11 protein-coding genes and 1 pseudogene are annotated in these 14,365 nt (G+C 31.6%); 8 read left to right on the forward strand and 4 right to left on the reverse strand.

The features are described from left to right. Positions 1–443: 443 nt before the first annotated feature. From MKO96_RS01155 to MKO96_RS01180, 6 genes and pseudogenes are all read left to right on the forward strand, one after another. On the forward strand, positions 444–2,147 hold the full coding sequence (locus MKO96_RS01155) for a M4 family metallopeptidase (protein WP_240586370.1): 1,704 nt from the start codon (positions 444–446) through the stop codon (positions 2,145–2,147). A 448-nt stretch (positions 2,148–2,595) separates the two neighbouring features. Further along, the gene (pulA, locus tag MKO96_RS01160) at positions 2,596–5,160 is read left to right on the forward strand and encodes a type I pullulanase (RefSeq protein ID WP_369294511.1); all 2,565 of its coding nucleotides are present in this window, start codon (positions 2,596–2,598) and stop codon (positions 5,158–5,160) included. Positions 5,161–5,381: 221 nt separating this feature from the next. Then, positions 5,382–5,549, forward strand: a pseudogene (locus tag MKO96_RS01165) (LysR family transcriptional regulator); the annotation flags it as partial. A gap of 206 nt (positions 5,550–5,755) precedes the next feature. Next, entirely contained in the window at positions 5,756–6,355 is a 600-nt protein-coding gene (locus tag MKO96_RS01170) for an undecaprenyl-diphosphatase (protein WP_240586372.1), read from the forward strand. 535 nt (positions 6,356–6,890) lie between these two features. Beyond that, positions 6,891–8,327 carry an ABC transporter permease gene (locus MKO96_RS01175; protein WP_240586373.1) on the forward strand — a complete coding sequence of 479 codons (1,437 nt, stop codon included), beginning with the start codon at positions 6,891–6,893 and terminating at the stop codon, positions 8,325–8,327. An 11-nt stretch (positions 8,328–8,338) separates the two neighbouring features. Beyond that, a complete protein-coding gene (locus tag MKO96_RS01180) occupies positions 8,339–9,016 on the forward strand; it encodes an ABC transporter ATP-binding protein (protein ID WP_000447847.1) in 678 nt (225 codons plus the stop codon). Between the two features lie 295 nt (positions 9,017–9,311). Here the strand turns inward: MKO96_RS01180 and MKO96_RS01185 are convergent, their stop codons facing one another. From MKO96_RS01185 to MKO96_RS01200, 4 genes are all read right to left on the reverse strand, one after another. After that, a complete protein-coding gene (locus MKO96_RS01185) occupies positions 9,312–9,494 on the reverse strand; it encodes a hypothetical protein (protein ID WP_240586374.1) in 183 nt (60 codons plus the stop codon). Positions 9,495–9,648: 154 nt separating this feature from the next. Then, a complete protein-coding gene (locus tag MKO96_RS01190; RefSeq protein ID WP_240586375.1) occupies positions 9,649–10,185 on the reverse strand; it encodes a DinB family protein in 537 nt (178 codons plus the stop codon). A gap of 327 nt (positions 10,186–10,512) precedes the next feature. Continuing rightward, positions 10,513–11,985 carry a sensor histidine kinase gene (locus tag MKO96_RS01195; protein ID WP_240586376.1) on the reverse strand — a complete coding sequence of 491 codons (1,473 nt, stop codon included), beginning with the start codon at positions 11,983–11,985 and terminating at the stop codon, positions 10,513–10,515. Beyond that, positions 11,978–12,643, reverse strand: coding sequence for a response regulator transcription factor (locus MKO96_RS01200; protein WP_240586377.1), 666 nt, complete (start codon positions 12,641–12,643; stop codon positions 11,978–11,980). The genes MKO96_RS01195 and MKO96_RS01200 overlap by 8 nt, the downstream gene beginning before the upstream one ends. 443 nt (positions 12,644–13,086) lie before the next feature. On the opposite strand from MKO96_RS01200, the gene MKO96_RS01205 reads away from it, so the two are divergent. Together MKO96_RS01205 and MKO96_RS01210 are read left to right on the forward strand one after the other, a co-directional pair. Beyond that, positions 13,087–13,779, forward strand: a complete 693-nt coding sequence (locus MKO96_RS01205) for an HAD family hydrolase (RefSeq protein WP_240587367.1) — start codon at positions 13,087–13,089, stop codon at positions 13,777–13,779. A 187-nt stretch (positions 13,780–13,966) separates the two neighbouring features. Further along, on the forward strand, positions 13,967–14,338 hold the full coding sequence (locus MKO96_RS01210) for a DUF4180 domain-containing protein (RefSeq protein WP_240586378.1): 372 nt from the start codon (positions 13,967–13,969) through the stop codon (positions 14,336–14,338). Positions 14,339–14,365 lie beyond the last annotated feature (27 nt).

Here is a 14,365-nt window from a genome sequence, read left to right on the forward strand (position 1 = left end):
TATATTTAAATAGGGAGTCAAAAATATCTTTGAAAGATATTTTTGACAAGATAAAAAAGCCTGAAACTCATATAAGACTTCAGCAGTCTCAAAACGTTACAATCCATGCAGCTATAGACATAAATAACAAAATTATATTGAAAAATCTAACTTGTATATGCGTTGCCTCACTACAGTATTTATCTACTATTCTTAAAATAGTAAAGAGTGGTTTTTTATGTTGTTAATAAGATATAAGTGTACTTTGATTAGAATGAATATAGATAATTAACGACTAACCAATTGGATGAGCACCTAAAAGGGCTCATTTTTTATTTTATCGACCACATTTATGTAATTTTGCATAATATTACATAAATTTTGTGTTTTCTCTTTTTTTCGACATAAATAGACAGTATACTTTGTACAAGCTTTCTATTTCAAAAATTATACGAGGTGAAAAAATGAAAAACAAAAAGACATTAACTAAGGTAGCATTAACAACAGGCTTAGCTTTAACAGCTGTAGCACCATACGGAGTAGGTCATGCTGAGGAAACAGATCAACTACAAGTTCAAATTCAGGAAGAATCGTTCCGTTCAGGTGAACTTACACAACCGTCACAAAAGGCACCAGAGAATGTAGTAAAAGATGCTCTTAAGGAGAAAACAGAACAAGCTCTTTCTCCAAAGCAAGTCAATGGAGAAACAGGAGTAGATTATAAAGTTCTTCAAAAACGTGGTTCATATGATGGAACTACACTTGTACGTATACAGCAAACATACGAAGGAAAAGAAGTATATGGCCATCAATTAACTGCACACGTAGATAATAACGGTGTTATTAAAAGTGTTTCAGGCGATAGCGCGCAAAATTTAAAACAAGAAGAATTGAAAAAACCTATTAATCTATCAAAAGATGAAGCAAAACAATATATTTATACGAAGTACGGGAACGATATCAATTTTATTTCTGAGCCAGAAGTTAAAGAAGTTATTTTTGTTGATGAAAATAATGGACAAGCTAGTAATGCATACCAAGTTACATTTGAAGCTGCAACACCAAAATATGTTTCCGGAACTTATTTAGTAAATGCACAAAATGGTGATATGTTAAAAAATATGGTACAAGAATCTAACTTAAAAGCAAGTGAAAAACTAGTTGGAGCATTAAAGAAAAGTAAAAAAAGCAATCTTACATCATTAACTGGAACAGGAAAAGATGATTTAGGTATATCACGTACATTTGGAATCTCTCAACAAAGTAATGGCAAATATGCTCTTGCTGATTATACAAGAGGGCAAGGAATTGAAACATATGATGTGAATTATAGAGACATTACTAAAGAAGAAAGCTATTATCCTGGTACATTAGCAACTAGTACTTCGACAACATTTAACGATCCAAAAGCAGTAAGTGCTCATTACTTAGCAACAAAAGTATTTGATTTTTATAAAGATAAATACAAGCGTAATAGTTTTGATAATAAGGGACAAAAGGTAGTTTCAGTTGTACATGCTTGGGATTCTGGAGATACGAATGATCCGAAAAATTGGCAGAATGCATTAAGTGCGAATAATGGAAGTATGCTTGTATACGGAGATCCTATCGTCAAGGCATACGATGTAGCTGGCCATGAATTTACACATGCAGTTACTTCTAGCGAATCTAATCTTGAATATTACGGTGAATCTGGTGCGATTAATGAGGCGCTATCTGATATTATGGGAACATCTATTGAGAAATACGTAAATAATGGAAGCTTTAACTGGACGATGGGAGAACAAACTGGATCTGTTTTTCGTGATATGGAAAACCCGGCTTCTGTTCCATCTTCACTTGGAGTACCTTATCCAGATGATTACAGTGAATTTAACGATTTTAATGGATGGGATCAAGGTGGCGTTCATTTTAATTCAAGTATTATTAATAAAGTTGCGTATCTCATTGCAAAAGGTGGAACTCATAACGGTGTAACTGTTAAAGGGATTGGTGAAGATAAAATGTTTGATATCTTCTATTATGCAAATACAGATGAGTTAAACATGACTTCTAATTTCAAAGAATTGAGATCAGCATGTATTCGAGTGGCAACTAATAAATATGGAGCAAATACTGCTGAAGTTCAAGCAGTTCAAAAGGCATTTGATGCAGCAAAAATTAAGTAAGTTAGAAATATAGTTTTTATTCATATATTATTACATTATGAAAAACAGCTAATGTCATTTTAAAGATATTAGCTGTTTTTTTTACACAGCAATTTATGAGCGATACTAAGTTGCGACAAATATATAAGGATTTAAATTAAAAAAACAGAAAATTAATAATATATTGACCTCTTAATAGGAAGTGCTATAGAATGAAAGCGATAACAAACGATTGCTTTAAAATGATTTCTCTGATCTTTTAGTATTTATACATATATGCAGACATAAACAAATCTATTTTTTCGAACATTAATGCAAGCGTTTTCGTAATAAAAAGATCATTGAAATCCATATGTGAAAATTGCCAATATGGGGGTGAAGTAAAAGAGATTTCTAGATTAATTTAAATATTGTAATTTAGTACGAGCATAATAAATTGTACGTACTATTTAAAGAAAGGGTGTATGTGGTGCAAATGATAAAAAGATTAATTAACAAATCCGTTGTATTACTGACTATAATCGTTATGTTATCATCTGTTTTCTCTTTTCAAAGTGTAAAGGCAGTTTCAAATTCGAAAACAACTGAAATTATCATTCATTACAAAGAGCAGTCTGGAAATACAAAAGAATGGAACCTTTGGACATGGGGAGAAAATGAAAATGGTAAATCATATGAATTTACTGGCGAAGATGATTTTGGAAAGTACGCTAAGATTAATATAGATAGTGACTATAATCGTGTAGGATTTATCATTCGTACAAATGAGTGGGAAAAAGATGGTGGCGATCGTTGGATTGAAAATATAAAGGATGGTCGTGCTGAAGTATGGATTCTTTCTGGTGATGATAAAGTATATAACTCTAAGCCCTCTTCGGATCTATCCATTCAAAAAGCAACTATTGATAGTTTCAATGAAATTACTGTAACGACTAATGTGCCGTTTCATATTAAGGAACGGAATATTGAAATTGAAGGCATTAAAATTAAGGATATTAGTCCTTATGATATAAACAGTGGAAATGTTACTAATAAGGTTAAAATAATTACGGAGCAGAAAATTGATTTAAAACAAACATACAAAGTTAAAATCGAAAACGTAGCTGATACGAATACTGAAATCGGTAAAGTCATTCGTAGTGAGGAATTTGATCATTCATTTTATTATGCTGGTAACGATTTAGGTAATATATATACGCCGCAACACACTAAGTTCCGTGTATGGGCTCCTACTGCGAGTGAAGCGAAGTTAGTTACATATAAAAAATGGAACGATAAAATAGGTACTGAAATAAACATGCAACAAGGTGACAAAGGAACTTGGAAAGCAGAACTTAAAGGGAACCATAAAGGACTCTATTATACGTATAAGGTGAAAATTGGTGATAAGTGGAATGAAGCAGTTGATCCGTATGCACGTGCTGCTGCAGTAAATGGAGATAAAGGTGCAGTTGTTGATTTAGAAGAAACAAATCCGAAAAAATGGAAAGCAAACAAAAAACCAAAATTTAAAAATCCGGAAGATGCTATTATTTATGAATTGCATGTACGTGATCTTTCTATTCAGCCCGAAAGCGGTATTAAACAGAAAGGAAAATATTTAGGGGTAACAGAAAAAGGAACAAGAGGTCCTGAAGGTGTGAAAACAGGCCTTGATCATATGAAAGATCTTGGTGTTACGCACGTGCAGCTTTTACCGATATTTGATTATGCATCAGTAAATGAAGAGAATTTAAATGAACCACAATATAACTGGGGATATGATCCGAAAAATTTCAACGTTCCAGAAGGATCCTATTCTACAAATCCATATGAGCCAACTGTTCGAATAACTGAATTAAAGCAAATGATTCAAACACTGCATGATAATAATCTTCGTGTTGTAATGGATGTAGTATATAACCACATGTATAATGCTGTTGAATCTAATTTTCATAAGTTAGTTCCAGGTTATTATTACCGTTACAATGAAGATGGAACATTTGCAAATGGAACCGGAGTAGGAAATGATACAGCTTCAGAACGAAAAATGATGAGAAAATTTATGGTGGATTCGGTGACATACTGGGCAAAAGAATACAATTTAGACGGATTCCGTTTTGATTTAATGGGTATTCATGATTATGAAACGATGAATGAAATACGTAATGCTGTTAATCAAATTGACCCTTCTATTATAATGCATGGGGAAGGTTGGGATTTAAATACACCTCTTGCTGCTGAATTGAAAGCAAATCAAAAAAATGCGGAGAAAATGAAAGGGATTGCTCATTTTAACGATAATATACGTGATGGATTGAAAGGTAGTGTATTTGAGGAGAAGGAAAATGGATTTGTAAATGGAAAGGACAACATGGAAGACCGTATTAAAAAAGGGATTACGGCAGGCATTGACTACGATATAAATTCGTCTACTTATCAAGATCCAGAGCAGGTACTCACTTATGTGGAAGCACATGATAATCATACATTATGGGACAAACTTGAGTTGACTAATCCAGGTGACAGTGAAGAAGTGCGAAAACAAATGCACAAATTGTCTTCTTCAATTTTATTAACATCACAAGGTATTCCATTCTTACATGCAGGACAAGAGTTTATGCGCACGAAGTATGGTGATCATAACAGTTACAAATCTCCTGATTCAATTAACCAAATGGACTGGTTGCGCCGTGCTGCATTTAATAATGAAGTAGATTATATGAAGGGCTTAATAGAATTACGCAAAAAGTACCCAGCTTTTCGAATGACATCTGCAGAACAAATAAAAAAACATATAGCTTTTATGGATACTCCCAAAAATGTTGTGGCTTATTCAATAAAGGGAAATGGTAATAAAAACGAATACTTTATGGTGGCTCACAATGCAAATAAGGAAGCTGTTGACATAACACTTCCATCGAAAGGTCCATGGAAAGTGCTAGTAGACGGTAAACAGGCAGGTAGTAAAACACTTTACGTTGTCCATGATAATAAAATTAAAGTTCCTGCATTAAGTTCATTAGTTTTAAAAACAGAGAGACCGATTAAATAAATACAAAAAGCTAAGTGAAGGTTGTTTTCACTTAGCTTTTAAAGTTAAAGTAATATAATTTCACATACTGTAATTTTATTACAATATAATAAAAAACATAAACAAAAGGAGACGAACTCACCAAGGTTCTTCTCCTTTTGTTTATGTGTAATAAGAGTATCCATAGTTGCAGGTATGGGTAGTGTAAAATTAACTTTTTTTATTTAATTAACAGCGAATAGGTGTCTGCAAATAAATTATATCAATCAGAAGTTGTTTACATAGAAATATACGATTCTAAAATTGTTGTGGAACTAGCCGTTACATACCGAAAGACCAATATTAACCCAGAGTTACAAGAGTTTTTGAAAATAGCGAAAGGCAAGACGATGAACCTATTTACAAAGTGACAAGAAAATGACAAAACTGTAAGAATGCATGAATGTTTGTAAGAAAGTTCGATGTTTTCCTTTTTCTTTTTTTATTAAAGTGAAAAAGAAGAAAGCGGTGTCATAAGAGGTTAATATTTTTAGGTGCGTACAATAACCAAAACTATTCATGCAATGAAGGTATATGGCAATCAGTAAAACACCTTACTAAAAAGGAGGGATTTGAAATGTCTTTTTCTCAATTCAATATTGATATTTTTCGAGCAATTAATGATTTAGGTAAACAATATTCATTCCTAAACTCAACCATCGTATTTTTGGCAGAATATATGGTATATATTTTTGCTTTAATTATTTTAACTTATTGGTTTACTGGGGCCAGAAAAAGTAGGATGATGGTTATTCAAGCGATGGTTGCTTTTGTAATTGCTGAGGTGATTGGAAAAATAGCAGGGAAATTCCATCTAAATTATCAACCGTTTGCAGTATTGCCTGATGTGAATAAACTTGTCGACCATACTGTAGATAATTCATTTCCTAGTGACCATACGATTCTCTTTTTTTCGATATGTTTTTCGTTTTGGCTTGTTCGTAAAAAAACTGGATGGTTATGGCTTATACTTGCATTTTGTGTAGCGATTTCTCGTATTTGGGTAGGAGTTCATTATCCTTTTGATGTTGCAATAGGGGCTTTAATAGGATGTGTTTCAGCATTGTTTTCTTATTGGTTAGTATCTAAATTTTCTTTTATCAAGCAATTGCTTACTCTATATGAAAGAGTAGAGAAACATGTTTTACCATCCAAAAACAATTCAAAGGAATTTTGAGTATAGAAGTATAAAAAAGACGTTATCCTTTCCTATAATTCTACAGAAAGGATAACGTCTTTTTCGTTTTATCGAAAGTGCAAAATATTAGATTGATAATGATGTATAGGGAACCCATAGTTAAATATAAGTCTCTTCAACTCTATCCAACCATTCAAAATAGCTTATTTTTGTATTAAAAGGTGTACCTTTTAATATGACGTGATTTCTATGAGTAACATTAACAATCCCCATTTAGATATTTAATAGGTTCTCTATATTTATTGTATATAAATTATACAATAAATATTTTTATGTTACATACATTAAATTTAAGCTTAACCTCTCTCTTTTTCTATAATTCTCTTAAATGGACAAAATTCTTACCAATATTCAGAAACGATTACGCTTTTGCATTGATTTTTCGGTTTTTCTTGACCAGGTCAATGAATAACTACACATAAACTCCTTATATCTATAGATAAACTACCGATTAACTCCATTTAAACTCTAGATAATCTATATAAAATAAGAGTTATCAAGGAGGTAAGAAAAAATGAATTTTATGAAACGTGCAATTCTCAGTATGAAAAAAAGGATAGGAACATCATTAATTTTGATGGCAGTTTTTCTGATTGTTACAAATTTGGTTCTTTCAGGGTTCACAATCCAAAATGCATCAAAAAAAGCTGCGGATGCAGCAAGAAAAAGACTAGGTGCAGATGTTACTTTAAGTCTTGATTTTGACAAATTAGGTCAACAAGCTCGAGAAACTGGAGAGATGCCTAACCCACCGAAGCTTAAAACAAAAGAAACAGATCAATTAGCGAAGTCCAAGTATGTAAAAGACTATAATTACATAGCTAACACTTTCGGTATTTCTGATGGACTTAAACTAGTAGGAGCTTCAGAAGGAGAAGAAGAAGGAAAAGGTAAAGTGGGAATGGCGGCTGTGCGAGGCGGTTCAAGCTCTGGTACAGAAATAGATATGAATGCTTCTTTTATGATTGAGGGGGTCCGCAAAACTGCATTACAAGAAAGCTTTAAAAACGGAAAAAGTAAAATCATTGATGGAAAACCAATTACAGAGCAAATGAAGGATCAGAATGTAGCTTTAATGGAAAAACGATTAGCGGAATTAAACAATTTGAAAGTAGGAGACAAAGTTAAAGTGCAATCAGGGGATAAGAAGGAAACCCTCGAGATTGAAATTATCGGTATTTACGAAACGAATGAGCAAGCAATAGGCCAACAGGCTCCTCCTATTATGGATCCAGCTAATAAACTATATATGCCGCATTCAACTATGAAAAAATTAGAAGTAGACCAAGGTATAAGTAGTGTTCAAGTCGTGTATTTCTTGAATGATCCAAAATATATTGATGCATTTAAAAAAGAAGCAAAAAAATCTAATATTGATTTTAATTATTACAAATTAGATGCACATGATTCATTGTACAAACAAATGATTGGTCCTATCGAAAATATCTCTTCGACTTCTCAAATGATTATTTATATTGTATCGATTGCAGGTGCGATTATTTTAGGATTAATCATTATGCTATCAATTAAAGGACGTCGTAAGGAAATGGGAATTCTGTTATCTATTGGAGAGAAAAAATGGAAACTGATGGCGCAGTTCGTAGTAGAAGTAGTATGTGTCGCTATTTTAGCATTTGGATTATCCATAACAACAGGAGCCAAAGTTTCTCAATTTATAGGGGATAATTTACTTTCGAGTGAAATCGCTACAACAAGCGAAGAAACAGACACCATGCGAAATAATAGTACTGTAATGATGTCTGGATCTGGTAGTAGTACGCTACAAAATCAAAAAGAAGATCCAATTGATAAAATTGATGTAAGTGTAACAGGAGAAGATGTAGGGAAAATGGGGGTGATTGGACTAGCTATTGCTATAATAGCAACACTTCTTCCAGCATTATCAATTCTACGTTTAAATCCAAAACAAATTCTTTTAAAAGATGAATAAGGAGGCATAATATGGAAACGATTTTACAATTTAAAAATTTGGATTATTATTATGAAAGTAATGGAAAAAATGTAGCGATACTAGACAATGTTAACTTTTCTTTTCAAAAAGGGCATTTCTACACGATTTTAGGACCATCTGGATCTGGTAAAACCACAACGCTAAGTTTAGGTTGTGGACTAGATGTCCCTAAAAATGGTTATGTACTGTATAATGGCAAAGATATTAGAAAAATTGGTTTGGATCGATACCGTAATCAAAATGTATCTGTAATTTTCCAATCTTATAACTTAATTACCTATATGACAGCTCTTCAAAACGTCTTAACAGCAATGGAAATTACAGGTGTTAAAGTGAAAAATAAGACGGTAAGGGCATTAGAGTTATTAGAGAAAGTAGGACTTACAGAAGCTGAAGCGAAACGAAACGTCCTGCAACTAAGTGGTGGGCAACAACAGCGTGTAGCAATTGCTCGAGCACTATCTTGTAATGTTGATTTACTGATTGCAGATGAGCCAACAGGAAACCTCGACGAGGAAACCACAATGGATATAATAGAACTGTTTCAAGAACTTGCACATAAAGAGAATAAATGCATTATTGTTGTGACGCACTCACAGGAAGTTGCTAAAAAATCAGATCGTGCAGTGTATTTAAGTAAGAAGAAGTTGGTCGTAAATGAAATCTAATATAAACATCGTAGCTGGTCAATTCACATAATTTTCAAAATGCAGTCCTTTCAAAAGCTTATATTTGATTTATAATAAAATCAAGCCATAATCAAAATGGTCTCCCTGTACTGAATGTTAAAATAGTTTGTTGTTCCCGTTTTAATAATATAAGAAAAAGAACTTGTAGTATATTCTACAAGTTCTTTTTCTTATAATTGGTTACCTATATCATGGGATAAGCACACATAAAAAACGGGACATTACCTAGATATATAATCTAAATGCTGTCCCGTTTAACTGTGTATTTGTATAGTTATTGCAGAATTAAACCTACAATCATAATTAAACTAAATACTATTATCCAACCAAACGCACAATAGCCAAAAATTCTAATCCATTTAGGTAATTGATTCATGTTAATTTTATTTGAGGAAACTCCCTGCATAGAAAACATCATTTTTTGATCTCTATCTCTATTATTTTGTTGTTCATACATAGCATCATAACCTTTCCAGAACTATTGTGTTTATAGTATATCAGCCTGAAGAAAATTATGTACAGAATAAAAGGGGATAACTTAATATTATGTGGTGAATTTTATAAATACTGAAAAAAAGCCCTACATAAATAAGACTATGTTTCTTCAAGTATTAACTTGCTGGATATGCATTAGAACCAAGATAGCGTTCTTTTATAATTTGAAGATGATGAAGTTCATGACCAGCAATGATGTATGCTAATGCACGAACTGTAACTTCAGAATTATTCGCATTTCCTCTTTGTGACCAAGCTTCTTTATCTAAGCTTCTAAGTAAATACACGGTAGATTGGCGAACAACTATTAAATTCTCAAGAAGATCTTGCATAGATTGCTTATCAAAAGCAGCTCTAAGAACATACATATCATCATTATAGCCTGGAAGTTCTGCTGTCTCGCCTCGAGCGATAGATAGCAATCGATACGCCATAATACGTTCTGTATCTGCTATATGACCGATTACTTCTTTTATACTCCATTTAGTAGGAGCATACCGGAAAAGTCCCTCACTATCAGAAATTTCCTTTAATAAAAGATTCGTTTTCTTCATTTGTTGTTCTAGAATATGTATGATATTTCCGTCTAATACCAAGTTGGTATACGTTGCATAATAGGAGTTATATTCACTTACCTTTGGTCTTATTTGCATACGAATCATCCTTTATGTTTTATGTTTAATCTTTACATATAGCTTATCATAAAAGAATTCCAAATTAATCTGAAAAATGGAGGCAAATATGCATTTTTCATCTTCCTTTTCAGTTGCATAGATGAAATGCATCTCAAATAAGAGAATCTAATTTGTTGCTAAGCGGAATTTCGTTTTTTTGCTGTTATAGGTAGAAGGTGAATATTTAAGTTGGATACAGTTTGTCACTACTTATGACAATCGCAATTTAAGAAGTAGCATATATCATTAAATGAAAAGCCTGTTAATAAGTTTATACTTGCTACAAAAACAAACAAACTCGTCCTACTAAGAGGGGAGTTTGTTTGTTTGTTGTTTAGATATAGGAATGTTCATGCAAAATTGCACACTATGTTCCATATTTTTTATAGAATACTTTATATTTAGCGTTTCAAGAATTTGTTTAACAATATATAGCCCCAAACCACTTCCTCCAGTATTTCGATTCCTAGATTTTTCAATTCGATAAAATGGTTTGAAAATTTGTTGTATGTCTTCATCTTTAATATTGACACCTGTATTTATAATTTGCATTTTGATTTGACCATGTTTAGAATCCTTACTTAACTTTATATAGACTTTTTCATTATGTGGTGAATACATAACTGCATTATGGATAATATTTTTACATACTTTTTCAAAAAGTAAATGATCTGTATAAACAGAAAGGTCAGAGTCAATTTCTTTTATTATTTGGATGCTTTTTTGAGAAGCGAAAAATTCGAGATCTTTTGTGATTGTACCTATTAACTTTGAAAAATTAACTTCTTCTATTTTTAGTTTAAAAGTGTGTTGTTCTAACTTTGACATACTTAAAATTTCACGAACTAATTGTTCCATACTTTCAATAATTTGATGATTTTTCTTTAAATATTGATCACGATTTTGATAAGGGCCAATATTGTATATCATCCCTTCTAAGTATCCTTTCATTACAGTAAGAGGGGACTTTAATTCATGTGCTACAATCGCAAAAAACTCTCTGCGTTTTGTTTCTATTTCTCTTTCTTTTTCAATATCATTTTTTAATTGTTCATTTGCTTTTTTTAAATCAAACATAGCTTGTTGTAAGTTAATAGACATGTCATTCAAACTATTAGATAATTCTCCTAACTCATCTGTGGAGCGAACCTCAATTTTTTCGGAGAAATCTAAATTTGCCATCTTTTGTGCACCCTCATTAATATAAATAAGTGGCTTTGTAATAAACCTGGAATAGAAATAAGCACTCCCTATACCAATTACGATCACAATGATACTAATATAGGGGAGAAAGCGCGCTAATACTTGCGAAGCTTCATCAATCGGTTGAAATGTTGCGAACACTACAAGCGTTAAACTACCATCTTGGAATTGAATTGGTTCCGTAACATTATATGAATTGCTAATGGTACCTGCATTCTCAAATCGTGCCGCTTTAGTAACTACTGTTGTTTGTGTACCACTTTGAATAAAAGAAAATGAAGGCGAGTAAATAATTATTCCTTCTTTATTTTGAAGCGAAAGCATCGCGTTATTTTTTTTTGCGTATTCATCAAAAAGTGGTATCGCATCTTGAAACGTAAGATCTTTGGATTTATCAATTATTTCTTTTATCCCTGTTTGAAGTTGATCTGTTTTGTATTGCTCATAAAACGTAGGGAGAAAGAAATATAAAGTTAAATAAATCAACACTGCAAAGGATAACAAAATGAGAGATGTAGTCATAAAGAGTTTATAAGTAATTTGCTTCATCTTCATGATTTTTAAAATTTTATTCATCAATTTTATAACCAATCCCCTTTATTGTTTTAATATAGGGGATAGTTAGTTTTTTACGTAGGTTTTTAATATGTGTATCTATTATTCGTGTTTCTCCAAAATAATCGTATCCCCAAACTTTTTCTACGATATTTTCTCTTGTAAGTACTTTTCTCTCATTTTGAAATAGTAGTTGTAGAATTTCGAACTCTTTTGTCGTTAACAAAATTTCAACATCATTTACATATACTCTATATGCATCAACATCAATGCGCACTTCTTTAAATACCAAATAATTATTTACATTTTTATCATAACTTCTTCTAAGTACAGCTTCGACTCGCCTAATCAAAACATGAAACGAAAAGGGTTTTGTTATATAATCATCAATCCCAAGATCGAACCCTTTCATTTGATCTTCCTCTTCTTCTAACGCAGTTAGCATAATAATTGGTATGTTTGACTGACTTCGAATCATTTTAGCAACTTCAAATCCATTAAGATTGGGCATCATTACATCTAGAAGAACTAAATCAAAGGATTGCTTATTAAATTGTGTCATACCCTCTAGTCCATCTGAAGCAACTACCACTGTATACTGTTGTGTCATTAAAAATTGTTTAATTAATTCCTGAATTTCTTGATCGTCCTCAACCACGAGGATATGATAGTTTTTCATAATATCACCTCTGGTAGTCATTATAGCCGTACTATCTGTAGTTTATGTGGAGATATAGCAGGAAACTTCATAGGACGTTTAACTCCATTTTCAAGATTGTGTATTCTCCATAAAAAAGTATTATTACCCATATTCCTTTTTATGGATAAATATTTGTGTGCTTGAAAAAACTTATTATATAAAAAGCTGAACGATTAATATTTACAAAAAATAATGTATAATAATGTAAATTGTGTGTAGTTTTTTTAACTGTTTGAAAATATACTTTCGATACTTTACTAGAAGGGGAAAGGGAAAGGGAGATGAATTTAAATATAAAAGAAGCCAGCGAAATTCTAGAGCGTACGCCACAAACTTTTTAGTTTTTTTGCTAATTTAGTAAAGGCCTAAGGTGCGAACAAGGGATTATTTAAATCATGTGAGAAAGGTTGTGAAATTATTTGATGGGTTATAAAGCGATGCTGTTTGATTTAGATGATACGTTACTCGATAGGGATAAGGCAGTAGATAACTTGTTTTTATTAGTTTTAGAAAAGTGTTATGAGGATGTTAGTGATACAGTCAAAAACAATATGTTACAGAAATTCAAAGAATATGATAAAAGAGAATATGGCATTAGTGATAAAACGATAGTTTTAGAATCATTATTTGATGAATTCGCGCCGAAATATAGATTGCCACTCAATTATATCCAAGATTTTTGGAATGAAAATTTCCCTAAATGTTTTTCAATTGACCAAAATACTATTCATTTCTTAAATCATATAAAGAAGCACTTTGAAGTTGGAATTATAACAAATGGCTTAACGCAGAGGCAAAAGGCTAAAATAATTAATACGAATTTAAACAATTACTTTGATACAATCATTATTTCTGAAGAAGTAGGATTGAGTAAACCTGATAAACGTATATTCGAACTAGCATTAAATAAGCTAAATGCACAGCCGGAAAATACCTTATTTGTTGGGGATGACCTAGAAAAGGATATTGCTGGTCCTCAAAATGCAAATATAAAAGGTGTGTGGTTTAATCCTCAGAAAATCAAGAACACAACAGAAATACAACCGTATGCCGAGATTCATACTTTGGATAGTTTGTTAAGTTATGTTACACCACAATATTTTTTTAACAAGTAAAATCAATTTCATATATATTCAAAAATATAAAAAAGAGAAACTTATCATTAATTTCATTGACCGTATTAATAATATAAAAATAGATATTTACAATAAAAAATAGAGGCGATTTTAATAGCTGCGGCTAATTTAATCTATGGTTAAAACAATTTTAATCATACTGTGTAAATTATAAAGGGGTGGAACTATGAAAATAAAAAAAGTCGTAATTGACGGAATAAATATTGCTATCATAAGAAATGATAAGGTGCTAATATCCGATGTTCAATCTGCATTAGATACTATGGCAACAGTTCAATATGAGGTAGATGCGAAGCATATTATTATCAACAAATCATTAATAAGTGAAAGCTTCTTTGACTTAAAAACACGGCTTGCGGGTGATATTCTTCAAAAGTTTATAAACTACAGAGTAAAGATTGCTATCATTGGAGATTTCTCTATGTATACTAGTAAAAGCTTAAAGGATTTTATTTATGAATGTAATAAAGGTAAAGATATTTTTTACTTAGCAACTGAACAACAAGCAATTGAAAAACTAAGTACATTGAAGCTTTAATAATGCCCCAGTAAAATCTCTTTCTTT

Source organism: Bacillus sp. ES1-5 (genome assembly GCF_022487605.1).
In the GTDB taxonomy this organism is placed as follows: Bacteria; Bacillota; Bacilli; order Bacillales; family Bacillaceae_G; genus Bacillus_A; species Bacillus_A wiedmannii.